General features: G+C 54.1%; 21 protein-coding genes and 1 tRNA gene. 6 read left to right on the forward strand and 16 right to left on the reverse strand.

Annotation, left to right across the window (positions count from 1 at the left end):
* Window positions 1-101: 101 nt before the first annotated feature.
* The 3 genes from RBH33_RS03575 to RBH33_RS03585 form a co-directional block, all read right to left on the reverse strand.
* Complete coding sequence (locus tag RBH33_RS03575; RefSeq protein WP_306730762.1) at window positions 102-3674, reverse strand: PVC-type heme-binding CxxCH protein; 3573 nt, start codon at window positions 3672-3674, stop codon at window positions 102-104.
* Between the two features lie 42 nt (window positions 3675-3716).
* Window positions 3717-4841 carry a Gfo/Idh/MocA family protein gene (locus RBH33_RS03580; RefSeq protein ID WP_306730763.1) on the reverse strand — a complete coding sequence of 375 codons (1125 nt, stop codon included), beginning with the start codon at window positions 4839-4841 and terminating at the stop codon, window positions 3717-3719.
* 80 nt (window positions 4842-4921) lie between these two features.
* Window positions 4922-5767 (reverse strand): sugar phosphate isomerase/epimerase family protein, encoded by an 846-nt coding sequence (locus tag RBH33_RS03585; RefSeq protein ID WP_306730764.1) that lies wholly within the window; start codon window positions 5765-5767, stop codon window positions 4922-4924.
* Window positions 5768-5866: 99 nt separating this feature from the next.
* On the opposite strand from RBH33_RS03585, the gene RBH33_RS03590 reads away from it, so the two are divergent.
* From RBH33_RS03590 to RBH33_RS03615, 6 genes are all read left to right on the forward strand, one after another.
* Window positions 5867-6616, forward strand: a complete 750-nt coding sequence (locus RBH33_RS03590; RefSeq protein WP_306730765.1) for an AraC family transcriptional regulator — start codon at window positions 5867-5869, stop codon at window positions 6614-6616.
* Window positions 6617-6883: 267 nt separating this feature from the next.
* The gene (locus tag RBH33_RS03595) at window positions 6884-7942 is read left to right on the forward strand and encodes a glycoside hydrolase family 11 protein (RefSeq protein WP_306730766.1); all 1059 of its coding nucleotides are present in this window, start codon (window positions 6884-6886) and stop codon (window positions 7940-7942) included.
* Window positions 7943-8174: 232 nt separating this feature from the next.
* On the forward strand, window positions 8175-8942 hold the full coding sequence (locus RBH33_RS03600; RefSeq protein ID WP_306730767.1) for a MauE/DoxX family redox-associated membrane protein: 768 nt from the start codon (window positions 8175-8177) through the stop codon (window positions 8940-8942).
* A 100-nt stretch (window positions 8943-9042) separates the two neighbouring features.
* Window positions 9043-9519 carry a DUF6231 family protein gene (locus RBH33_RS03605; RefSeq protein WP_306730768.1) on the forward strand — a complete coding sequence of 159 codons (477 nt, stop codon included), beginning with the start codon at window positions 9043-9045 and terminating at the stop codon, window positions 9517-9519.
* A 625-nt stretch (window positions 9520-10144) separates the two neighbouring features.
* Entirely contained in the window at window positions 10145-11266 is a 1122-nt protein-coding gene (locus RBH33_RS03610) for a glycosyltransferase family protein (RefSeq protein WP_306730769.1), read from the forward strand.
* A 264-nt stretch (window positions 11267-11530) separates the two neighbouring features.
* Window positions 11531-12541, forward strand: a complete 1011-nt coding sequence (locus RBH33_RS03615; protein ID WP_306730770.1) for a hypothetical protein — start codon at window positions 11531-11533, stop codon at window positions 12539-12541.
* Window positions 12542-13477: 936 nt separating this feature from the next.
* Here the strand turns inward: RBH33_RS03615 and RBH33_RS17725 are convergent.
* From RBH33_RS17725 to ftsH, 13 genes are all read right to left on the reverse strand, one after another.
* Window positions 13478-13759: a recombinase family protein gene (locus RBH33_RS17725; RefSeq protein ID WP_373568221.1), complete on the reverse strand. Its 282-nt coding sequence runs from the start codon at window positions 13757-13759 to the stop codon at window positions 13478-13480.
* A 226-nt stretch (window positions 13760-13985) separates the two neighbouring features.
* A complete protein-coding gene (locus RBH33_RS03620) occupies window positions 13986-14405 on the reverse strand; it encodes a hypothetical protein (RefSeq protein WP_306730771.1) in 420 nt (139 codons plus the stop codon).
* On the reverse strand, window positions 14398-14592 hold the full coding sequence (locus tag RBH33_RS03625) for a hypothetical protein (RefSeq protein WP_306730772.1): 195 nt from the start codon (window positions 14590-14592) through the stop codon (window positions 14398-14400). The genes RBH33_RS03620 and RBH33_RS03625 overlap by 8 nt, the downstream gene beginning before the upstream one ends.
* Window positions 14589-14894: a helix-turn-helix domain-containing protein gene (locus tag RBH33_RS03630; RefSeq protein ID WP_306730773.1), complete on the reverse strand. Its 306-nt coding sequence runs from the start codon at window positions 14892-14894 to the stop codon at window positions 14589-14591. Before RBH33_RS03630 ends, RBH33_RS03625 begins: the two co-directional genes overlap by 4 nt.
* 3 nt (window positions 14895-14897) lie before the next feature.
* A complete protein-coding gene (locus tag RBH33_RS17730) occupies window positions 14898-15122 on the reverse strand; it encodes a helix-turn-helix transcriptional regulator (RefSeq protein ID WP_373568222.1) in 225 nt (74 codons plus the stop codon).
* Window positions 15123-15201: 79 nt separating this feature from the next.
* Complete coding sequence (locus RBH33_RS03635) at window positions 15202-16071, reverse strand: hypothetical protein (protein WP_306730774.1); 870 nt, start codon at window positions 16069-16071, stop codon at window positions 15202-15204.
* Window positions 16071-17390 (reverse strand): tyrosine-type recombinase/integrase, encoded by a 1320-nt coding sequence (locus tag RBH33_RS03640; protein ID WP_306730775.1) that lies wholly within the window; start codon window positions 17388-17390, stop codon window positions 16071-16073. The genes RBH33_RS03635 and RBH33_RS03640 overlap by 1 nt, the downstream gene beginning before the upstream one ends.
* Before the next feature lie 94 nt (window positions 17391-17484).
* A tRNA-Leu gene (locus tag RBH33_RS03645) sits at window positions 17485-17569 on the reverse strand.
* A 36-nt stretch (window positions 17570-17605) separates the two neighbouring features.
* Window positions 17606-18016 carry a preprotein translocase subunit SecG gene (secG, locus tag RBH33_RS03650; protein WP_306730776.1) on the reverse strand — a complete coding sequence of 137 codons (411 nt, stop codon included), beginning with the start codon at window positions 18014-18016 and terminating at the stop codon, window positions 17606-17608.
* Between the two features lie 43 nt (window positions 18017-18059).
* A complete protein-coding gene (gene tpiA, locus RBH33_RS03655; protein WP_306730777.1) occupies window positions 18060-18818 on the reverse strand; it encodes a triose-phosphate isomerase in 759 nt (252 codons plus the stop codon).
* A gap of 142 nt (window positions 18819-18960) precedes the next feature.
* Entirely contained in the window at window positions 18961-20298 is a 1338-nt protein-coding gene (glmM, locus tag RBH33_RS03660) for a phosphoglucosamine mutase (protein ID WP_306730778.1), read from the reverse strand.
* Window positions 20299-20321: 23 nt separating this feature from the next.
* The gene (folP, locus tag RBH33_RS03665; RefSeq protein WP_306730779.1) at window positions 20322-21182 is read right to left on the reverse strand and encodes a dihydropteroate synthase; all 861 of its coding nucleotides are present in this window, start codon (window positions 21180-21182) and stop codon (window positions 20322-20324) included.
* Between the two features lie 76 nt (window positions 21183-21258).
* Window positions 21259-23181, reverse strand: coding sequence for an ATP-dependent zinc metalloprotease FtsH (ftsH, locus tag RBH33_RS03670; RefSeq protein WP_306731267.1), 1923 nt, complete (start codon window positions 23179-23181; stop codon window positions 21259-21261).
* Between the last annotated feature and the right edge of the window lie 24 nt (window positions 23182-23205).

A 23205-nucleotide genomic window follows, 5' to 3' on the forward strand; every position in this document is an offset into this window, starting at 1 on the left:
GTTACCTTTAAATTATGTGATCTAGCGAAGGGAATAAACGAGGGGGGGAAGAAAAAGACAGGGTCGACGCCACGCCGACCCTGCCTTATTTTACTGAGGATTTACTGCTCGCCCTCCAGGGTTCGAATGTAGGCCACTACATCGCGCAGTGCTTGATCGTCCGGCAGCATATTGGCAAAGATCGCCATTTCCTGGCCGCGCGGATCTCGAGGATCCGAGCCGCGAGCACCGGAGCGATAGTTCCTTAGTTGCGTCAACAAGTACCAGTCCGCCTGACCGGCGAGACCCGGCGCTTCCAACTCCCGGTTACCTTGCCCCTGGGCACCGTGGCAAGAGGCACAGGTGGCGTAGTGCTGCGCACCCAGCTCGGCATTGCCTTCCACAGTGGCGGGCTGCTCGATCGGGTCCAGGGTGACCAGGTAATGACCCAAGTGCGAAATGGGACGGTTCGGCTCAGGATTGACGTCCAGGAAATCCAGGGCCGCGCGCATGGAAATGCCATCCGGATCGCGGAAGTGGGTACCACGCACACCGGCATAGAACTTCTGTAATTGCGTCTGCACGTACCAGTTTTCCATGCCTGCCAGTGGCGGCGCTGCTTGACCACGGTCGCCCCCGGCGTCGCCGCCGTGACAGCCCGCGCAGCTTTGCCGGTAAATGGTCTGGCCATCGGGAACGGCTACACCCCACCCCCAAACATGGGGCTCGAATACATGCTTGGCGTGGTATTCGGCGTAAGCTTCTTCTTCAACACGGTCAAAGCTAAGTTCCAGACCCGAAGAGCGCAGCTTGATCGGCATTTGCGCATCACCATCCAGTTCGTTGATGACGGCCTGGAAGGCGGTCAACTCCGATGCACTCGGCTCTTGGCCACGATCACGCCATACATCCAATACCGCTGCACTCATCAACGCCAGCCGCTCCATTGGAAGCCCGCGCCAGCCCTGCAGAGTCTGCGTTAAATCTTTCGCGTCAGCGGCGAGAAAACGCATAGCCAGGGAGTACTCTGGTGTTTGCTCCAAAGTTTCGTAGTTCTCCTGGAAACTGCCGTCCACGGTGAAATCCGCGTCATTCAGCACCTGCCAATAGAACTTATCATGGCTCAGCGCCGCGAGCGCAAAAGCCTGGGCCGTCCACTCGTCTATGGGCAGTTGGGTGCGCAGGCGCATAAGCTGCTCCCCCGCTTTGGCCGATGGCTCTTGCTCAGCCAGGGCCAACAATGCCCATAGCCGCGCGCGCGGGTCTTCATCTTCCAGGGACTGCGCCGCCAAGGCCAAGTCGACGGGCGTGGCGTTTTCCACCAGCGCCTGTACCGCGTTTTTGCGGGTAGCGCCAGACGGATGATTTAAGGCACTGCGTACCACTTTAGCCGCTTCATCGGATGTCGCGGTGAACACACCCAAACCTTGCAGCGTCCAGATGGCATGAATCGAGGCCACGTCCAGACCCAACGCATCGCTTTGTGGGCTGCCAGTCAGGATAGCTTGCAGGGCCGGAATCGCATCAGCGCGCTCCTCGGTGACCAGCAAACGCTGAGCGGTTAGACGCCAGAACATGTTGTCATTGGACAGGGTTTCGACCAATTCCGATGTTTCGGCATTACTCAGATCCAAGGGTTGGTACTCGGGCGCATTTTTGGCAACCAGCCGGTAGATTCGCCCATGTTGGCGATCACGCAGAGGGTTTACGTGCGCATTGCCGTGACCGGCATCCGCGTTAAAGCCAGCAGACTCCTCAGTGGGAATAGGATTGTGCTGGATAATAAAGTTGTACCAATCGGCGATCCAAACGTGTCCGTCAGGACCGACTTCCATATGCACGGGCGATAGCCATTCGTCGGTGCTGGTTAGAATTGAGCCGCGGTTTTTGGCTACATAGCCAACGCTGTTATCCAATGCGTCGATAAAAAATTGACCCATTAGGTGCGCTGTGGGCTCACCCATAAACGCACCGCGGTTCCAGTAAGCTTCCGGGAAGGTCCGCGCGGTGTAGATATCCAACCCGGAACCGGCGGTGTAGCGGCCGTGGGCATCCACTTGCAGGTAGTTGTAGGTAGCCGGGAAGATATGCGGGAAATCTTCAATTTGGGCCGACATACGCGGCGGCACTTCCTCGTGGCGTCCATAAACGTAGTTGCGCCACAGGGGCACATGGAAGATTGGGGCATTGTTGGCGGTGGAGCCAAATACTTCGAAGTCCTCACTGAACGCCAGACCCCAGGTATTGTTGTTGAACTGACCCACGGGCTCAATGTTGCTGCCATCCAGGTTCATGCGATAAGGGCCGTTCTGGAAGGACTCACCGTGCTCGGTTTCCGGCGTGGCCGAGTAGCCCACCACACCCCAAAGGCGGTTGTCGTGACCATACAACAAGTTGGAAGGGCCGGCATGAGTGTCGAACGTCCCCCAACCGGTATTAAGTACTTCACGCACGTCGGCTTTGCCATCGCCAGTGGTGTCTTTCAGGAACAGGAAGTCCGGCGCTTGCGCCACCACAAACCCGCCGTTCAGGCGCATGATGCCGGTGGGAATACTCAGCCCATCAGCAAACACTTCACAGCGATCGGCGCGGCCGTCGCGATTGGTGTCTTCACACATGGTGATACGGTCATTGCCCTCGCCGTCTTCCACCAGATCGTGGGGGTAGTCCACGGATTCCACTACGAATAAGCGACCTTTCTCGTCCCAGGTAAAAGCCACTGGGTTGACGATGTCCGGCTCACTGACAAACAACTGCAACTCGAAGCCGTCCTGCACCATGGTTAGCGCCATGGAATCTTCAACGCTAAAGGCTTCCTGAAACTTCGGCTCTGGCTCAACCCGACGATAGTTGGGGATGGTGGCGGATTCACGATAGACACCTTCGGGCAAGGTTTTCACCAGCGCCCGGTTGGCCTTGCGCTTATCGTCACCCACGGACCAGAGAATGCCGCGAATCAGCAGGTCGTGAAACTGGGGCTGTTCCCAGGTTCTGTGGTCGTGCCCGTAGGCGGTGTAAAAAACCCGGCCCTGGCCTTGCTCGCGCACCCAGGTCCAGGGCTCATCTTCGCGGTACATAAGCACAGTGCGGCCTTCCTCGTTATGGTCGGCATGCACATAGGTTTCATCCCAGGTTTCAAACATCTCAAAGCCATCCATGATGGGGTGAGATTCCTGACCTGGTGCAACTCTGGCGTTGAACACCCCTTCACCGTGACTGACGAAGCGCGCACCCACCAGTTTGGTGTATCGCTCAGTGCAGCCAAAACAGGCACTGGCACTGTGGATTGGCAGGAAGGCGCCGCCGTTCTCAACGTAGCGTTCCAGGACGCGTTCGCCCTCGCCCAGCTCGTTGTAATTGGCGTACATCATGACGGCATCGTAGTTAGCCAAACCCTCGTCGGTGAGCTTGTCCAGATCTTCCACGTATTCCAGAAAGATCTTTTCGGCGCCAAGAGCCTGGTTAAAGAGCGGGGCGTTCGCATAGGACAGGTGGTACCCACCCTCGCCCTGGCGGTGACCGTGGCCAATGAACAGCATGTTGATGACGCCGTCCTTGTCCGCGCCACTTGCGGCCGTCAGTGTGGTTTCATCTTCCGCGCTAGAGCAGCCGATAACCGGCAACAGTAACGCGGCCAATACCAAAGTACCGAGCCGTGACCGCCAGGCGGTCCATTTTATTTTGAGTGTGTTCATAATTATTTCGCTATTCTAAGTTTTGCCCATGAGAATGAATGATCATTGCTCTAATGTAAACGCCGGCATGGCTTTCAGCTCACCACCGGCCATAGCCGACTCGTGCGCGAGAATACCCACACAGGTGATATTGGCGGACTCCACTACATTCGGGTAAGCGTTATAGTTTTCCAACACCGCGCGAATGAAGTTGTGCACCAGATGTGGATGCGAGCCGCCGTGGCCGCCACCCTGGGTGAAGCTCAGGTGCTCATGCTCCTCATCGTACACGCCTTGACCGGTAAAGGAGCGGATTTCTTCCGGCAGCAGATGAGCGTAATCCGGCACTTTCACATGCTCGGGCACTTCCGGCTCGGGCTTGCCGCGGGTGTGTATCACTGGGTCCTCGCCTTCGACCAGCGGCCACTCGTAAGATTTCTCAGAGCCGTACACATCAAAGCTCTCGCGGTACTGACGGGCGGTGTCGTATAGGGAGCGATAAATGCGCGCGCCCACGTCGGAGTCCTGCATTTGAATGTGGCAGGATTCGATGGCAAAGGGGGAACCGTAAATTCCGGCAAACTCGTCGCGAATCTTGCCCGAGCCGATGCACTGCACCTGACTGGCCAGCTTGCGCTGCAGGCCCAGTACGGGGCCGACGCAGTGAGTGGCGTAGTGCATGGGCGGCATGCCTTCCCAGTAACTGGGCCAACCGTCCATATCCTGCTGGTGACTGGCCTGGAGGAATTGAATCCGGCCCAGGTCACCGCGCTCATACATCTCTTTAACGAACAGGTATTCACGGCTGTAGACGACGGTTTCCATCATCATATAGACCTTGCCGCTTTTTTTGGCGGCATTAACAATGCGCTCACAATCTTCCACGGTGGTAGCCATGGGCACGGTGCAGGCCACGTGCTTGCCGGCTTCCAGAGCCATGATGCTGTGCTTGGCGTGGTCGCCAATGGGGGTATTGATGTGCACGGCATCCACGTTGGGGTCGGCCAGCATGTCTTCATACGAGGTATAACGCCCGCCTTTGAGACCAAACTTATCCGCCAGCTCGTTCAAACTTTCTTCGTTGCGCTGGCACAGGGCGACCACTTCCGCGTTCGGGTGCGCCTTATAAATAGGGATAAATTCCGCGCCAAAACCCAGTCCAACCAGTCCAACCTTTAATGTCTTCATAATTTCGCTCCCCTTTTTAATCGCTTAAATCATTTAGTTTAAATAGCTTCCAGACGCACACGCACTCGCATGTGCGCCGGTTATCCCCACCAGTGGCGCAAAAATTCCAGCCCCCGACGGGCAAATTCATCTTGATTAGGTGCAAAACGGCGCCAAATACACACCGCTTCGGCCAAGCTGGAGGCATCTGGCGAAAAACTCTCGATCGACAATTTGCCGTCGTAGCCTATCGCTTGCAGGCCCTTGCGCAGACCAGCCCAGTCGCTATTGCCGTCGCCCGGAACGCCGCGGTGGCTGTCGGATACCTGCACGTGCACCAGCTGATCACCGGCTTGCTTGATCGCTTCGCAAAGGTCGGTCTCCTCGATATTCATATGAAAGCTGTCCACGGCGATGCCCAGGTGGGGACTGTTGACGTCCGCCAGCATACGTTTGGCATCCTCTACGGTGCAGACCATATCGGTTTCAAAGCGGTTCAGCGGCTCCAGCCCCAGCCGAACGCCCCGTTCCCCCGCCGTCTGCGAGAGCTGAGCCAGGCTAGCCACCGATCGCTCCCACTCGGCGCGACGCAGTGCTTCAGTGGAAAGTCTGGGCTTGGCCACAGGGGCGTAGAGAGGGCCGACCAGGCAGCCTGACCCCAGGCCTTCGGCCAACTTCAGGCAGGATTCGAAATAATTGAGGGCGATTTGCCGAATTTTCGGGTCTTCGGCGCTCAAATCGCGCTCACCCACTACCGCGGTACAGACTACGGCCTCTAGCCCCAGGTCCCGCAGGACGGGCTTCAGCTTGTCCACCACAATGTGCTCGGGGTCTTCGACCGGCAGCTCCACGAAATCGAAGCCCAGATCGGCGATAGTTTGCAGTAGCTTAACTTGATCACTGGTGAACGGGGATGTCCACAGCCAGGTACTCGCACCAAATTGCATCGATAGTCTCCCAGGAACAGTTCTTATAGTCGCCTCATACTATCCGCCTTGGGCAAGTGGCGCTTGTACCTTGTCGCATAAAAATTGTATTATTTCGACATGACCACCCTGAACACCTGGCTTGATCAACTCGACCCTAAGCAATCCGCGGGCCTGCTCTTCGAGTATATGCCCAATGTGCTTTATTTCGTCAAAGACCGCCAGGGGCGCATCATCACCGGCAATCAGGCGTTTGCGGAACGCTGTAGCTGCCCCTCCCCAAAAGAACTATATGGCCGCCGGGATGACTCTCTCTTTCCACTTTACATGGTGGAGAAATTTCGCAGTGACGACGCCACCGTTTTTCACACCGGCGAACCGCTGCGGGATTTGATCGAGCTGTTTCCCACCCGTGAAGGGCTTCCAGAGTGGTGCGTCACTCACAAAGTGCCCTTGTTCAACCTCCAAGGTGAAGTCGTAGGGCTGTGCGGCATTGTGCAAAGCTATGAGCGCATGCACGACCACCCTCAACGGCCAGTCTTTCAGGTAGTGGAATACATCCGCGCCCACTACGCCGAGCGTTTGAGCATCCCTGAGATCGCTGAACGATTCGGTTTTTCCCAGCGTCAGTTGGAACGCCGATTTGTGGAGACCTTTCGGGCCAGCCCCCGGGAGTACATCACTCGCCTGCGTATTCTGATTGCCTGCGAACATCTTCGTAACTCCCTCCTTCCCATTTCCGAGCTCGCCCTGGATTGCGGCTTTTACGACCACAGCAGTTTTATTCGTCACTTCAAACGGATGCTGGGGGTCACTCCTTTGGCTTACCGCAAGAAACACTCGAGTCAGAGTGCGGGTACTTTTGAGTAACGACTTGCCCCTTCGACTGATTCGGCCCCTCACTAAAACCTGACGTAATTCCGCGTTTAACAAGTCAACGCTATATGATAAGCGCAACCTTATATTTCTTTTGACTATATCCTTATGATCACATTGACAATAAGATGTTACCCCTCTAGGGTTCTCCTGCCCGGCTATTACGCGGTTGGCCGGGCAACGGTGTACGAGAGGTTTGCTCTCCGAGTAAACCACAACTCTTATCCGACAGGCGCTTAGCCTGTATAACCGGAGAAAAAAATGAAAAACAAATCAACCTTACCAAAGGCTTGGTCACTACTCGTGGCATTAGCCGGCCTGTTGTTATCCACCGCTGTCAGCGCACAGCAACACTGTTCCAACCAAACCGGAACCCACGGAGGCTACTACTTCACCCACTGGACCGATGGTGGCGGCACGGCTTGTATGACGCTAGGGGACGGTGGCAACTATAGCTATACCTGGTCCAACACCGGCAACTTTGTTGGCGGCAAGGGCTGGAGCACCGGCACCAGCAACCGAGTGATTGGCTATAATGCTGGTGACTACTCGCCCTCAGGCAACTCATACCTGGCTCTGTACGGGTGGAGCACCAATCCGCTGATTGAGTACTATGTGGTCGATAGCTGGGGAAGCTGGCGTCCACCGGGTGGCACTTCTGTGGGTACCGTTCAAAGTGATGGCGGCACCTACGATTTGTACCGTACTCAGCGTGTTAACCAGCCCTCCATTGAAGGCAACACCACGTTTTATCAATACTGGAGTGTGCGTACCTCACAGCGCCCTCAGGGACAAAACAACACCATCACCTTCCAAAATCACGTCAACGCCTGGGCTAACCAAGGCTGGCAACTGGGCGCTCACAACTACCAGGTTATGGCGACTGAAGGCTATGAAAGTAGCGGCAGCAGCAACGTAACTGTTTGGGATGCAGGCTCCAGCAGTGGCGGTGGTGGCAGCAGCAACGGCGGTGGAAGCGCTGGCGGCTCCAACACTTTAGTAGTGCGCGCGGTCGGCACCTCTGGTAGCGAGCAGTTGCGAGTCAACGTGGGTGGCAGCACCGTTGAAACCCTGAGCCTCTCCACGAACTGGCAAGACTACTCCGTCAGCACTAACGCTTCAGGGGATGTAAATGTAGAACTGATCAACGATCAGGGCCAAGGCTACGAAGCCCGTGTTGAATACGTAATCATCAATGGCGACACACGCTACGGCGCCGACCAGAGCTATAACACCAGCGCCTGGGACGGTGAATGCGGCGGTGGCTCATACACCATGTGGATGCACTGCGAAGGCATCCTCGGTTTTGGTGATATGTAAATCGCAGAAAGCTCTCGCCGCTTAAGGCGAGGGCTTTTCCTCTCACTTTCCCACCTAATGCACTATTGGCCGCCACCTCCAATTCACTTCCTGCCGTCAAACCCAGACAACACGCCCAAAGCATCATCGTTCAATACGCAGCTTTCCAGCGCGCACAGTGTTTTCATACGTGGAAACACAACGTAGGATAGCCTAAGGCTCTCGTGAGACATCTGGCACAGGAGAACTTGAAATGGCGCATAGCGATAATCGACAACACGCGAAAACCGCTGAGCTCTATCGGATGGTGACTGATGAGCATATCTGCCCTTTTGGCCTCAAGAGTAAGGATTTATTAGAGCGACAAGGCTTCGAGATCGAAGATCACCACCTGAAGACGCGTGAACAAGCCGACGCGTTTAAACACGAACACCAAGTTGATACTACGCCGCAAGCTTTTATCGACGGCGAACGCATCGGTGGGTATGAGGATTTGCGGAAGTACTTCGGGCTGGATGTACCGGGGGAAAAAGAAGTCAGTTATCAGCCAATCATTGCCATTTTCTCTACCGCATTTCTGATGGCCCTGGCTGTAGGTTGGGTGGCGCTGGAGACGCTTTGGTCAATACGCACGCTGGAGTGGTTTGTTGCCATTTCCATGTGCCTGCTAGGCTTGCAGAAACTGAAGGACCTGGAAAGCTTCAGCACCATGTTTCTAAATTACGACCTGCTGGCACAGAAGCAGGTACGCTATAGTTACGTCTACCCATTCGCCGAAACACTGGCGGGTATCCTAATGCTGGCCGGCGTACTGATTTGGCTGGCAGCACCCATGGCACTTTTTATCGGCACCATCGGGGCAGCATCAGTGTTCAAAGCGGTTTATATCGACAAGCGCGAACTCAAATGTGCCTGCGCTGGTGGCGATTCCAAAGTGCCACTCGGCTTCGTATCGTTGACCGAAAACTTGATTATGATTCTTATGGGGCTGTGGATGCCCATCAGGATGTATCTACTTTAAGCAAGGGTAGATCGATTCACGTAACCTTTATTCGCCGCGCCGCCTCCTGGCCGACCGGCGATCTCTCTGGCTCGAAGCCAGCAATTCCAAGTGGCCGCTTATGAATGAACCCTATCAAGCTCTAGCCGCCATTACAGAAAACTGCGCACCGGTGACACTACTTAGTTTCGGTCGCCTCGGCCATACTGTGGCCGAGCGCTGGAGCGAGCAACACCAATGCGTCATCACCACGCTAACTCCAACTGAAGCCAAGAATGAGTTAACCCTGACCCACCCCCAAGACTTGGCGCTCATTACCGATACTCTGGAGCACCTCAGTGTCACCCAAGGTCAACGCCTGCTCGGCCAACTACGCAACTACGGCACTCGCCAGATAGCCGTAGTGCTACCAGAAAACAGTGCCTGGACGCTCACCGACTTTATCGCTCTCGGTTTTCGCCGCGAAGCAGTTCTGCAGCAAACCGATCGCAAGTTTTTGTTGTACACCTACAACATAGAAAGCTATAACCACAAACGAACCTGGAACAACCCACGCTTTTGGGCGAACCCGGAGAGGTGGGGCAAGCACCGCTGGTAATAAACCGTCTCAGATCCACTTAGTTTTACAGAAAGCCATTGCGATCAATTTTTTCTAGCCAACCGCTAACTCCACAGTTTACTGACACCAAAAACACTTTTTGGGCAGATTTTTTCTCAATCAAGTATTTTGTATTCCCAACTCCCGCCCCTGAATTATCAATGGTTTATCCAGAGGTAAAATTTCGGCCCTCATATTTGCGAAGAGTGACACAACTTTTCTGTTTTCGGACTTCTACCACTAACCTCAAAACCGATATGCTATGCACGCATAAAATACACATACTTTTCATTCAGATGCTCGAAATCCCAGCCTTTCCGAGCGAAGGTAGACACACGAAGAACTATAATTTACATTGCTTCTATGAAGAATATTTTGATCAATGAAATGTTAGCCGATTTACTCAAGCGATGACCATATAGACTACGCAAATGCTTCGCATTAAACCGACTTTATAGGTTACATTGAGATTTTCCCATCTACCTTAGACCATTAAAACCAATAGAGGTGCAGGCAGATAGTAATTAAGAACTAGTCCTAGACAGCAATTGGAATGCAGACATCCTCCTGAAATATCAAGATCGACTTTTAGAATTTGATAATTCATAATCAAAGGGATTGCCCTATGCGCACCAAAACCTCAGTGATGTATGTCACCACGTCCCTAAACTACCCGATCCATCGTAAGCGCTTGGCTAGCTTTATTCTGGAAGGAGGTGACTTTCATGCCATTGGCTTTGATCAGAAGACCTTCGAAATAATTTCTTCAGAACATTCCGGAGCGACAGACAACGTTACTGTTCTGGGACAAATTGAACCCGGAAACTATATGAATAGGGCCTGCCTTCTGTTTAAAAACATAATCTCGTTCAGGAAGCATGCCAAGAAGTCAGATGTCGTATACGCATCAGGGTTTGATGCCGCAGCATTGATGTTAATAGCAACAATTGGATTAAGGAAAAAGCTTGTCTATGAAATTCATGATATTCGACAGCAGATGCTTAATAAAAACGTTATTGGATCACTCTTTCGGCTTTTCGAAAAATACCTGGTCAATAGAACTGATCTGTTGATAGTTACTTCTGAATCTTACCTGGAGAATTACTATTACAAGCTTCTCAATGCTTCGGTAAAACGAAGTTACAAGCTGGAAAATAAGCTATGGCCTCAAGATGTTTGCACGGATGATATCGGTCATCCACCAATATCACCTCTGGTTATCGGCTATTTTGGGCTCATACGATGCAATGTTACCTGGAACTTTTTGGTGAATTTAGTTAAGTCTTCAAGGGGTAGTATCTTACTAAAGGTCAGGGGAGTTGCACAGCGTTCGATCACGAGTTTTGAACGAGATATTGAAGATGTTCCGTGGATTGAATACGGGGGTCCATATAACAATCCCAAGGATGTTTTTGATATGTGCCGGGCCGTAAGCATGGTGTGGGTAGCTGGATATCAACAAAAAGACAGTTACAAGTGGTCTAGGACTTGCAGATTCTATCAAGCCTGTTGCTATGGCCGACCACTGATAGCTCAACAAGGAACCTATGAATGCGAAACTGTAAGTGGACTGGACATAGGAGTGGGAATAGACCTTCAGCAACAGGATATCGCGTCAGAACAAATTAAATCTATTACTGATCGCGACATCAAAAAATGGTACAGAAATATAATAAGGTTGCCCGCCAGCACATATACGTACACAAACGAAAGTACAGAAATCCTGGATATGATTGAAAACATTTAAGGAGGATTATTGATGAACGTACTGGAACGGAGGTTACATCAATCACTGGAAGGTCAACCACGTTTTCGAAATAGCCTTAAGGTTTTCTACCAAGCCGCACTATCTTCCTTACCCGCACAGAATATAAATGAAGATTTGATACAGCTTAGACCCAAGGCGTTCTATGGATTCCACACGACCTGTCCCTGGTCAAGAGACAATCGATATCTTTTGACACATCGCTTTAGCACACAACACCCACCCGATTCTCCGAAAGGAGGATGCATGGAAGTCGGGATATTTTACGGTGATAATTGGAACGAATATCGGCCGATTTCCGAGACAAAACTCTGGAACTGGCAGCAAGGGTCGATGCTTCAATGGCTCGGAAACAAAGATGTCGTCATTTTTAACGACTGGCTTGATGGCGCACATCGTGCCCACGTTTTCGACACATCTAGCCAAAAATTAGCTACCTTTGACGTCCCGGTCGCCGCCACTTCTCCAGATGGCTCCAGTTTTCTCAGCTATAGCTTCGATCGGCTCTCCCAAGGACTAAAAGGCTATGGATACTTTCGTAAGAGCGGTTCCTTCATGATTGACGGTGTCGCATTTGAACACTCGTTAGTGTCTGTAGATTGTGAGACTGGACGAGCATCTGTCCTCTTCACCCTTGAAGATATAATTGGCATAAGTAAAAGAGAGTTCTCTACCGGAGCGTACCACTATTTCTCCCACTGCTTATATTCGCCCAAAGGCGATAAGGCTTTGGTGTTTCACAGGTGGATTGATACTTCGGACGATGTTAAAACCCAAGCTCTCGTGTACAGCTTTGAAAGCAACAGCGTTTCGATCTTGCCTCTTGGTGAATACATTTCACATGCCAGCTGGCTTACGCAACATGAGGTAGTGCTGTATGCACAGAACCTCAATGGAAAACGAGGGTACTTTGTCGTTAATCCTGAATCGGGTAACGTCTCACAGATAGGAGAGAATGCGTTTTCCAGTGATGGTCATCCACAAGCACGTCATGATGTACCCATGATTCTAACCGACACATATCCTGACCGATATCGAATGCAAAAACTCTATTGCTTTGATTTAACTACTCAAGTATCGCATTTACTACTGAGCCTAAAGATACCGTTAAGATATCGAAACACGGTCCGGTGCGACTTTCATCCGCGCTGGGACAGAACAGGGAAATACGTTTCGTTTGATTCCGCACATACCGGCACGAGGGCTCACTGCACACTGCATCTCGACGATATAGATTCGCTTAACACTCCAGCATAAATTCCTCGAAGTAGTGGTCCCCTACACATCGCGGAGAGCCCACCTATTGATGATGCCCGCTAATATGCCTGGAACAAATTAGAACAGCAAAGCTGGTCCGAAGGACCGAGGCGCATGGAAGCGCCGAGTCAACGCCGGACCTCGGTCCGGCCTGGGCAAGAATAAAAAAAAGGCCCTCCGCAAAGCGGAGAGCCTTCTTTGATATGGTGCCCACCAATTTGCCCGGAGCAAATTGGCACAGCGCAGCTGGCCGCTGGCCGAGCCCCAGGGATGGGGCGAGTGCACGCCGGACCCTGGTCCGGACTGGCACACATAAAGAAAAGGCCCTACGCTTTCGTGAAGGGCTTTCCTTAACATGGTGCCCACCATTTCGCCGGGAGCGAAATAGGACAGCGGATGCTGGCCCGAAGGGCCGAGCCCCAGGGATGGGGCGAGTCAACGCCGGACCTTGGTCCGGCTTGGGCAGGAATAAAAAAAGGCCCTCCGCATCGCGGAGAGCCTTCGTCTTTATGGTGCCAAGGCCGGACTTGAATAGGCGCACCAACCAATTGATATATATAAGGTTTATAAAACAGAACATTTTCAATACCGTCACTGATACCGTCAATCTTTGCTGATACCCCCTATTGAGGCCACCATGGGGGGGCATGCAGAATCTCTTTAAGTACCTCCTACCAGACCACTGTGCCAGGCTAATTTTTGGCCGGGCATTTGAGCAAAAGCGGTTTTTCAGTTGGCTTGATGTTAACAAATGTTGACATTCAGGCGCGGCGCACGCGCGTATAGCCTTAGGATTTCTTACCAACTAACAGCCACCTACGCGCATGTAGCGTATAGGGACAAGATCACGGCAAGATTCGCGCGTGTACAAGTGTCGGGAATGCCCTTTTTATAGTCGGGAAATACCTCGCGCGTACTGGTAGCAAAACGCCCTTTTTAGGGACTCTCGAAATGCCCTTTTTCAGCCTTCAGGGAATGGGCTGCCCCGCATCGGTTTTTGATCCCATACAAGCCTGAGTAGCCATTGCGCTGTAGCATCCTGTAAAGCCGGTGAGGCGTCCAGGGGCTCCCCCGGCTAGTTGCATACCCCTCAGCATTCAGCACCCCCACAACGGCTTTGTAGCTTGGAATCTGCCAGGGTCTAGGGGTGCTTTCGATTAGGGCAGTTACTCGCTGGACAATGGAATGGTTTAACGCTCTCGATTTCCGGTGCTTCATGGCGTTGGTTTCTTGCGGTTAGCTTGTGACTGGAGCCGGTAAAACAGTAGATACCCTTGGTAATATATAAAGGTCTCCAAAAAATGGAGTGATACCCAACCGAAAAACCGCCCAACAGCTCCAGAAAATGGAGTGACTAAAGCGGCATCGCTCCACTTTGTGGAGTGAGTCAGTACAGATTCTGGAGTGAATCGCTCCAATTTTTGGGGGTGAAAAAATCGAAAAGTCATAGCCTGTCAGCATTCCCAAATTTTCGCGGAGCGGTCACGGTCGGGCTAATATCCATCTTGCCATTGCACTCGTCGATATTTTCCCAGGTCACAGCATACAGCGAGCATTGCCCGTGGGGGTTGTCTCTATCTCGGCGCGGGTCTCTCGATCGCAAGATCAAGTCGGCCGCCTGTAGCTCTCTGAGCGCTTTTGCAAGGGTGGACTGGCTCTTGATACCCCATTGCTTGGCAAAGCTAAACGGGGCGCTTAGATCCCCGTTATTATGGCCGTTGTACTGGCGGCAAAGCATCATCAACACTTTAGCCGTTGTCCCTGACAGCTCCCGGTAATCTTCGGAGTCTAGGACAACGTGCGGAACACCAACAAAGCCACCTTTGCCCCTTCGCCCTTTGAGACGCTGGCGCTTGTCAGCCATTGTCGCCCCCTCGCGTCGTTTCAGCCTCGGACACTCGCGCAACCTCCAGCCGGACGACCTCCAGAAACCGTACTGCCCCGGCGGCATCGCCCTCCAGGACAAGCTCCCGCGCGTGTTTTTGACTCTCGGCCTCCAGGGTAACGGCAAAGCGCCGGGTTTCAACTACCTCCAGGTTATAGGTCATCATGCAGAGCCCCCATTGCTCGCCAGCTTAATCAGCACATAACGTGCAACCCGGCTATGGGGCCTTCCGTCTCTATCAGTAATGGTAATCCGATCTGTGAATATGTCGTGGCCCGCGTTCTTCAATTCCTTGATTCTGGCGGCTGGCATCAAGATATTAAGCCGATCCCGTGCGTACAGCGTATTGACCGCCCCCAGGTCTATCAGGGCATCAAGTAACCGCTTGCGTTGGGCGCGGGTGCTGGTATTATTCAAGTGCGATTTGCTGGCCGCTTTCTTCTGGAGGCGGCTTGTTTTTTTATTCATTGCCTAGCCCTCCCTGCCTGTTCGCTCGATAAAATCCCGTATATCCTCAACTCTCCAGGCGGTACAGCGCGCGCCTAGTTTTACAGGTTGTGGATAATGGCCTTCCTTCACCCCCAGCCAGAAGCTGGATTTAGATACAGGGATAAGGGCTGGTACTGGTGGGTTTGCTTTGGGGTCGCCAATAATTTGCTTGAGACGGCAAAAACCGGTTTCTGGGAGTTGGTACATAAAAGTCCTACCTCGATTGACTAAGTGCTGGCAGGATTATTGCGGTTTACTTTTAGGACAGTAGAGGGACTGTCCTACTTTATTTTTGGGGGTTCTTTGTACGTCGCTTAATTGTTCTGGTACTTACGTTGAAGTGTTTGGCCGTCAAAGATGCCGCGCGTTCATACGACAAACTAGGATTATTACTCAGAATGTCGTTGAGTTTTTGTTGGTAGGCGCCCCACTTTCGCGCCTTTTCCTCTTGTGTTCCATGCGCACGCTCATGCCCTTCTCTTCCTTTATCGCGAATCTTCTTTCCTGTTAACGAATGACTCTCCCACTTAAATTTGTTTATAGCTTCGGAATAAAGCATTCCAAACTCAACGCCCTTCAAATACAATCTCCAAAGGTCATCTCCCGGCCCAATCCGCCAATGCCCGCTGATTATACGATCAAGCTCTACGTCTCCAGGCAGTTTTCCCAATAGTCTGAGTGCATAGCCCGCCGGAGAGTCACAAAGTATGAGATTACCAACAGCGGAAAATATATCGCCTACCCCGTCAATTCCCTGAGCATTCTCCGTATATGCAGCCCACCACGCCCCCCATTCAATCCACTGCTGATCTGTACTCTTGTAGCTTAGAGCTGCATGGCAAGTGTCTCGTATTTCTTCAGGCACCTCCTCCCAATTCCCATCTTCAAACCAAATTACTGGTTCTTCATGAGTGGGAAGTCCTGCCTCTTCAACAACCGACCATAAAAACTGATAAATATCATCAGGGTGCGGTACAGACCATATCCTGGCCGTCCCACCCTCCAGTCCTGGCGGAATGTCGAACATGAAGAGCTGCGGCCACTCGCTATCGTAAACCTCACGAAATGATCCATCTTCCTCGCTCACCTTATATTCTCTGGCTGTTATCCCGGAGCCAACAGTTTTTATGTACTCGCCCTTCTTATCCTGTGCCATTACGCCCTCCGCACTTTACTAAAGGGCACCACATTTTCACCCCCAACCCGAAGGGTATCCAAATAGTCTGCCCACCACTGCATCATCTTGCTTCGCTCTTCCAGATAGCGGGCATGGTGGGTATAAGCAGCCCTTACCCCGTTGCGCTCCATATGGGATAGCTGGCGCTCGATAGCATCGGGGTTAAAGCCGGTTTCGTTCAGGATGGAAGAGGCAGTGGCGCGGAAGCCGTGGGGGACTGCTTTGCTTTTGCCCTCGGTGTTGCCGTCATAGCCCATTTTGAAAATGGCGCGGCGCATGGTGTTGTCACTCATGCAGTCGTGGCGGTTTTTTTCAGACGGGAACACTAGGTCATATTGGCCAGTTATCGGCTTGATCTGCTCGATAACTTCCACGGCCTGTGCTGACAAGGGCACAATGTGGTCAGTGCCCATCTTCATGCGGCTGGCAGGAATACGCCAAACCTTTTCCTGTAGATCAAACTCTTCCCACGTAGCCCCGCGCAACTCACCAGAGCGCACAAAAGTCAGCACCAGCAGCTTGATAGCCAGCTTGGTCAGCAGTCGCCCCCGGCCTTCGTACTGCTCCAGCTCGCCTAAAAAGCCGGGCAACTGTTCCCGAGGCAGGGAGGCGCGGTGGCTGGTTTTTCGGCCTTTAAGCACATCGGAAAGGTCAGAGGCGGGGTTGTGAGTAAGTCGGCCCGTCTGGACGGCATAGCGGCAAATGCGGCGTATGTCCTGCAATACTCGCGCGGCTACATCCAGAGCGTCCCGGTGCTCGATTCTGCGAACAACGGCAATCACGTCTTGGGGCTGAATCTCGGCTATTGGGCGGTGGCCCAGGAATGGCAAGGCGTCGCTTTCAATGCGCGTCCAGATGCGCTTGGCGTGGTCTTCCGTCCAGGTGCCCTTCTGGTGCTCCCACCATTCCAGAGCCATAGCAGAAAATAAGGTGCCCTTGGCTATTACCTCTTCCCGGCGCTGGCGCTGCTTTTCCTGAGCTGGGTCAATGTTGGCCGCAAGTTGGTTTTTAGCTTTAGCCAAAGCAGCCCGCGCGGCCTTTAGTCCTATCAGGGGATAGGTGCCAATGGCCAGAGTCTTGCGCTTGCCAGCAAAGCGGTAGTCATAGCGCCAGCATTTGGTGCCGTTGATCTGCACCAGTAGATAAAGCCCCGCCCCATCGGGCAGCTTGTAGGCTTTGTCCTTGGGCTGGGCTTGTTTAACAGCCGCATCGGTTAGTTTTTGTCCTGCCATGACGGTATCAGCCAAAATTGAACCCGTGATACCGTCAACAATACCGTCATTTTTGGCGGATGACAACGGATTAGCCTGGACGCTGCAAGACTAACAGATACAAAAAAGCCCCGAATGACGGGGCTTCTAGGACGATACTGGATCATATCGGTTTTTCAAATGGTGCCCAAGGCCGGACTTGAACCGGCACGGCTTGCGCCACTACCCCCTCAAGATAGCGTGTCTACCAATTCCACCACTTGGGCATTAAACAGGGGTTACTTCTATTTAACTTTCTTAACTTACTGGTCAGTCCCCTCGGGAACGTCGGATGCCTCAGGCACTTCAGGAACTTCCGGTACTGCAGCATCGTCATCCGGGGTATCTACCTGGGGCACTTCGGTATCTTCAACATCATCGTCAGTGATGGGGATTTCCGTGGCGTGAAAACCTGTCGGTATGGCGCGATCACCGATACCCGCGTCCTGCTTGGCGATAATGGCCAGGCCGAAGCTGGTGGCGAAAAAGAGAACCGCGAGGACTGCGGTAGCGCGGGTAAAAAAGCCGCCACTGCCCTGACTGCCGAATACGGTCTGGGAGGCGCCGCCACCGAAGGAGGCGCCGGCTACTGCGCCCTTGCCCTGCTGTAGCAGGATCAGGCCGATAATGGCCAGAGCGGTCAGTACGTGAACCAGAAGAATGATATTTTCCATTGCGTTTTTGCTCTCTTAGTGAGCGACTCTCAATACCGGGCGGTTAATCAGCCGCCTGGCATATGGCGATAAAATCTTCGGCTTTCAGAGATGCGCCACCCAAAAGGGCGCCATCAATGTCGGCCTTGGCAAAGAGCTGTTCGGCGTTGTCGGGCTTGACGCTGCCGCCGTACAACACCCGGGTGCTCTGCCCCAGTGCGCCGAGTTGGGCGCGGATAAAACTGTGCACTTCCTGGGCCTGCTCGGGGGTAGCGGTTTTACCGGTACCCACGGCCCATACGGGCTCGTAAGCCACTACAGCGCGCCGAAAACTTTCCAGACCCGCCGCGTCAATTACGGTACTGAGCTGCCGACCAATGGTATCCAAAGCCTTGCCCGAGTCCCGATCTTGTTCGGATTCTCCGACACACAACACGGGTATCAAGTCGGCGTCGCGTGCGGCGATAAACTTCTTGGCGACTCGCTGATCCGTCTCACCTTGCAGACGCCGCCGCTCGTTGTGCCCGACGATCACGTACCGGCACTGCCAATCGGCCAACATCCGGGCCGATACTTCCCCGGTGAAGGCTCCCTCTTCGTATTCACTAAGGGACTGAGCGCCCAGCACAATATTGGACTTGGCGAGCAATTCAGCCGCTTGCTGAAGGTAGGCGAACGGTGGGCAAACAGCCACTTCCGCCTGATGCACCCCCTGCCAACGGGCTTGGATGGCCGACAGAAGCTCAGCGTTGAACGCCCGGCTGCCATACATCTTCCAATTCCCTACTACCAGCCGGCGCCGCGTGTTCTCTGCTCTGCTCAAAGGTCCCCCTTAAAGCGGGCGCCAATGTTAGCGAAGATAGGATTAACATACAATCCTATTTCGGCATCAACGCCCGTCTTTTGTCGTTTTTTGGTTGTTTTTGGTACCGATTGCGAATGGACTGACGGTTAAGCGCCAATCGCTAGTTCAGGGCTGCTTCCACTACGGCAGCCAGCTCCTGGGCCAGTTCCTTAACCTGCTGTTTGTCCTGCCCTTCCACCATGACTCGAACCAGCGGTTCTGTCCCGGAGGGGCGCAAAAGAACTCGCCCAGTATTCCCCAACCGATCTTCCACGCTGGCCACGGCTGACTGGATGGCCTCGTCTTGGGTAAAGTCGACTTTGCGTCCCATACGGACGTTGATCATGGTCTGCGGCGTTTTGCGCATACCTTTTTTGACGTCGTGCAGGGAGGCGCCGAAGGTGCTCAATGCCATCAATACCTGGAGGGCGGAAACGATGCCGTCCCCAGTGGTGGTGACGTTGCTGCAAATGATATGGCCGGAGGACTCGCCCCCCAACGCCCAGCCCTTCTGGCGCATGGTTTCGATCACATAGCGATCGCCCACGTTAGCGCGAGCAAAGGGCACGCCCAAGTCTTTGAGCCCCAGCTCCAGCCCCAGATTGCTCATCAGGGTGCCTACCACCCCGTCACAACCTCCGCCGTATTGTTGCTGGTAGGAGGCAATGACGTAAAGAAGCTCGTCACCATCGACGATTTCACCGCGATGATCCACCATAACCAAGCGGTCACCGTCTCCATCAAACGCTATACCTAAGTCAGCACCCAATTCCTGCACGCGCTCTTTAAGCGCTTCGGGCTTGGTGGAGCCGCAACTGCGGTTAATATTGGTGCCGTTGGGCTCAGCGGCCAGAGGAATCACTTTAGCCCCTAACTCGCTGAACACGCTGGGGGCGATGTGGTAAGTCGCACCATTGGCGCAGTCCACAACGATCTGTACACCCTGGAGGCTAAAGCCCCAGGGCATGGTGCCTTTGCAAAACTCCACGTAGCGGCCGGCGGCGTCGTCGATGCGGCGGGCTTTACCCAGGCGCTCGGCGGTGACCATGGGTTGATCCAGTTGCGCTTCAATCATCTCCTCAATGTCATCGGGGAGCTTGCTGCCGTTGCTGCTGAAAAACTTAATGCCGTTATCCACATAGCTGTTATGGGACGCACTAATAACAATGCCTGCTTGAGCCTGGAAGGTACGCGTGAGATAGGCAATACCCGGAGTGGGCATGGGGCCCAGTAAGCCCACGTCCACGCCAGCGTTAATTAGGCCCGCCTGGAGCGCGGATTCAAACATGTAGCCGGAGATACGGGTGTCTTTGCCAATCAGAATGAGGTTGGGGCCGGAGAAGCGGTCCACCAGGACTCGGCCTGCCGCCCAGCCCAGCTTGAGCATAAAATCCGGTGTGATTGGGCCTTCGCCGACCTCCCCACGAATACCGTCGGTACCAAAGTATTTGCGCGCCATAATAATCCTTGCTCCAGAGTCTACTATTCAGATGTGGCGAGGCCTGGGGACGTCACTGCCGCCAGAACCTTGAGAACGTCCACCGTGGCAGCCACGTCATGGACTCGAATGATGTTGGCGCCGCGCTCAGCGGCGGCCATGGCCAGAGCGAGGCTACCGGGCAAGCGCTCGGACACCTCCCGATCCAGTAGTTTGGCCAACATGGACTTGCGCGACAAGCCCACTAATAACGGGCAACCCAGGTCCGTTAGTTCGCCTAGCCGGCGCAACAGTTCCAAGTTGTGATCGAGGGTTTTCCCAAATCCAAACCCCGGATCCAGCAATAACCGCTCCCGCGCAATACCCGCTTGCTCACAAGCGGTCATGCGTTCCTGCAAAAAGCGCCTGACCTCGGCTACCGGATCTTGGTATTCCGGGTTTATCTGCATGGTCGCCGGCTGGCCCTGCATATGCATCAAGCACACGGGTAGCCCCGTCTCGGCGGCTGCCTTCAAGGCGCCATCCCGCTGCAGGGCGCGCACGTCATTGAGCATGCCCGCACCTACCGAAGCGGCCTCACGCATAACCGCTGGGGTGCTGGTATCGACTGAGATTAGGGCTCCCAGTTCACGCGCCAGAACCTCCACCACCGGCACCACTCGGTCCAACTCCTCCGCCTCACTGACTGGCGTGGCGCCGGGGCGAGTAGATTCACCACCCACATCGATAATATCGGCCCCTTCGCTCAGCATTTTGCGGGCGCGGGTCAAGACAAGATCAAGGGACAGTGAGCCGCTGCGGTAGTACTGGCCGCCATCAGAAAAGGAGTCGGGCGTGGTGTTGAGCACCCCCATCACACGGGGTCGAGATAAATCCAGCGCTGGGTCGCCAAGTTGCAGTGGCATACTGAATCCGTGTGTTGCGGTTGTTTCTGAAGGGGCATCCCCGGCGGAGGCCGGGGATTATATAACACTCTTCGGGTCAGCGCTCTTCGGCGGGGCCGCCTATGGGACCGGACTTTTTGTCGTCCGCAGGTTTGGGCTCTTCGCCCTCACCGCCTTTGGGCTTCAGGTGGCTATTGAAATCATCGTCGTGCCAATCCTTGGGCGGGCGAACTTTGCGCCGGGCCATCAGGTCGTCCACTTGCTCGGAGTCGATAGTTTCGTACTCCATAAGCGCGTCTTTCATGGCTTCCAGAATGTCACGGTTTTCTTCCAATATCTGCTTGGCGCGCTGGTAGCACTTGTCGATGATACTGCGCACTTCCTGGTCAATCATCTTGGACGTTTCGCCGGAATAATTCGCGGCGGACATGCCGGGCATGCCGGTTTCGTCCTCGCCATAGTGCAGAGGACCCAGCTTCTCCGACAGGCCCCACTTGGTGACCATGTTACGCGCCAGCTCGGTGGCCCGCTCAATGTCGTTGGAGGCGCCGGTGGTAATGCCATCGGCTCCCAGAGTCATTTCCTCAGCCAAGCGGCCGCCGAACAGAGTACAAATGCTGGACTCAATGGCGCGCCGGCTCATGCTGTACTTGTCGCCCTCGGGTAGAAATTGGGTGACGCCCAAGGCCCGACCACGGGGAATAATGGTGACTTTGTGGATCGGGTCGTGCTCGGGCACGATCTTGCCCACGATGGCGTGGCCAGCCTCGTGGTAGGCGGTGTTTTCCTTTTCCTTCTCACTCATCACCATGGAGCGGCGCTCGGCGCCCATCATAATTTTGTCACGAGCCTTCTCGAACTCTTCCATGGTAACCAGACGCTTGTTGCCACGGGCCGCAAACAGCGCCGCCTCGTTCACCAAGTTGGCCAGGTCAGCACCGGAGAAACCCGGAGTGCCGCGGGCAATAACCATCGCCTCAACGCGCTCGTCGATGGGCACTTTACGCATGTGTACTTTGAGGATCTGTTCCCGTCCACGAATATCCGGAAGACCGACCACTACTTGGCGGTCGAAGCGGCCCGGACGGAGCAGCGCCTTATCCAGTACATCGGGGCGGTTGGTGGCGGCGATAACGATAACGCCTTCACTACCTTCAAAACCATCCATCTCCACCAGCAACTGGTTGAGAGTCTGCTCGCGCTCGTCGTGACCACCACCGTGACCGCCGCCACGATGCCGACCCACGGCGTCAATCTCATCAATAAAGATGATGCACGGCGCCTGTTTCTTGGCCTGATCGAACATGTCCCGGACGCGGGAAGCGCCCACACCCACAAACATTTCCACGAAGTCGGAACCGGAGATTGAGAAGAACGGTACCTTGGCTTCACCGGCAATGGCCTTGGCCAGCAGGGTTTTACCGGTACCGGGTGCGCCCGCCATCAGGACACCGCGCGGGATATTGCCGCCCAGTTTTTGGAATTTGGTGGGGTCGCGCAGGAATTCCACCAGCTCCTGCACTTCTTCTTTGGCTTCATCCACGCCCGCTACATCGGCGAAAGTGGTTTTGATTTGGTCTTCACCCAACAGGCGCGCCTTGCTTTTGCCAAAGCTCATGGGGCCGCCTTTGCCGCCCATGCCGCCACCTTGCATTTGGCGCATAAAGAACAACAGTACGGCGATGATGATCAGAATTGGGAAGCTGGCCACCAGCAGTTGCTGCCACAGGCTAGCGGTTTCGGGCATTTTGCCCACCACGTCTACCCGGTGATTTAGCAGGTCAGCCATCAGGCGGTCGTCATTGACCTGGGGGCGAACAGTGGTAAACGAGCTGCCGTCGCGCAACACGCCCTCGATCTCCAGGCCTTCAATGGTAACTTCCTGGACACGCTCATTCTGAACCGCTTCGATAAATTCCGAATAGCTGAGGGTTTCACCGGGTGTAGGCTGCTGGAAGCCCTGGAACACGGTGAAGAGCACTGCGGCAATGATCAGCCACAGAATGAGGTTTTTGGTCATGTCGTTCAAAAAGTATACCCTCGT

This window comes from Marinimicrobium hydrolyticum (assembly GCF_030848505.1).
In the GTDB taxonomy this organism is placed as follows: domain Bacteria; phylum Pseudomonadota; class Gammaproteobacteria; order Pseudomonadales; family Cellvibrionaceae; genus JAVDDU01.

Excerpts from the sequence above, each read along its gene's own strand:
- RBH33_RS03575 (WP_306730762.1), bottom strand. The coding sequence starts at position 3,674 with ATGAACACACTCAAAATAAAATGGACCGCCTGGCGGTCACGGCTCGGT.
- RBH33_RS03580 (WP_306730763.1), bottom strand. The coding sequence starts at position 4,841 with ATGAAGACATTAAAGGTTGGACTGGTTGGACTGGGTTTTGGCGCGGAA.
- RBH33_RS03585 (WP_306730764.1), bottom strand. The coding sequence starts at position 5,767 with ATGCAATTTGGTGCGAGTACCTGGCTGTGGACATCCCCGTTCACCAGT.
- RBH33_RS03590 (WP_306730765.1), top strand. The coding sequence starts at position 5,867 with ATGACCACCCTGAACACCTGGCTTGATCAACTCGACCCTAAGCAATCC.
- RBH33_RS03595 (WP_306730766.1), top strand. The coding sequence starts at position 6,884 with ATGAAAAACAAATCAACCTTACCAAAGGCTTGGTCACTACTCGTGGCA.
- RBH33_RS03600 (WP_306730767.1), top strand. The coding sequence starts at position 8,175 with ATGGCGCATAGCGATAATCGACAACACGCGAAAACCGCTGAGCTCTAT.
- RBH33_RS03605 (WP_306730768.1), top strand. The coding sequence starts at position 9,043 with ATGAATGAACCCTATCAAGCTCTAGCCGCCATTACAGAAAACTGCGCA.
- RBH33_RS03610 (WP_306730769.1), top strand. The coding sequence starts at position 10,145 with ATGCGCACCAAAACCTCAGTGATGTATGTCACCACGTCCCTAAACTAC.
- RBH33_RS03615 (WP_306730770.1), top strand. The coding sequence starts at position 11,531 with ATGGAAGTCGGGATATTTTACGGTGATAATTGGAACGAATATCGGCCG.
- RBH33_RS17725 (WP_373568221.1), bottom strand. The coding sequence starts at position 13,759 with ATGAAGCACCGGAAATCGAGAGCGTTAAACCATTCCATTGTCCAGCGA.
- RBH33_RS03620 (WP_306730771.1), bottom strand. The coding sequence starts at position 14,405 with ATGGCTGACAAGCGCCAGCGTCTCAAAGGGCGAAGGGGCAAAGGTGGC.
- RBH33_RS03625 (WP_306730772.1), bottom strand. The coding sequence starts at position 14,592 with ATGATGACCTATAACCTGGAGGTAGTTGAAACCCGGCGCTTTGCCGTT.
- RBH33_RS03630 (WP_306730773.1), bottom strand. The coding sequence starts at position 14,894 with ATGAATAAAAAAACAAGCCGCCTCCAGAAGAAAGCGGCCAGCAAATCG.
- RBH33_RS17730 (WP_373568222.1), bottom strand. The coding sequence starts at position 15,122 with ATGTACCAACTCCCAGAAACCGGTTTTTGCCGTCTCAAGCAAATTATT.
- RBH33_RS03635 (WP_306730774.1), bottom strand. The coding sequence starts at position 16,071 with ATGGCACAGGATAAGAAGGGCGAGTACATAAAAACTGTTGGCTCCGGG.
- secG (WP_306730776.1), bottom strand. The coding sequence starts at position 18,016 with ATGGAAAATATCATTCTTCTGGTTCACGTACTGACCGCTCTGGCCATT.
- glmM (WP_306730778.1), bottom strand. The coding sequence starts at position 20,298 with ATGGCGCGCAAATACTTTGGTACCGACGGTATTCGTGGGGAGGTCGGC.
- folP (WP_306730779.1), bottom strand. The coding sequence starts at position 21,182 with ATGCCACTGCAACTTGGCGACCCAGCGCTGGATTTATCTCGACCCCGT.
- ftsH (WP_306731267.1), bottom strand. The coding sequence starts at position 23,181 with ATGACCAAAAACCTCATTCTGTGGCTGATCATTGCCGCAGTGCTCTTC.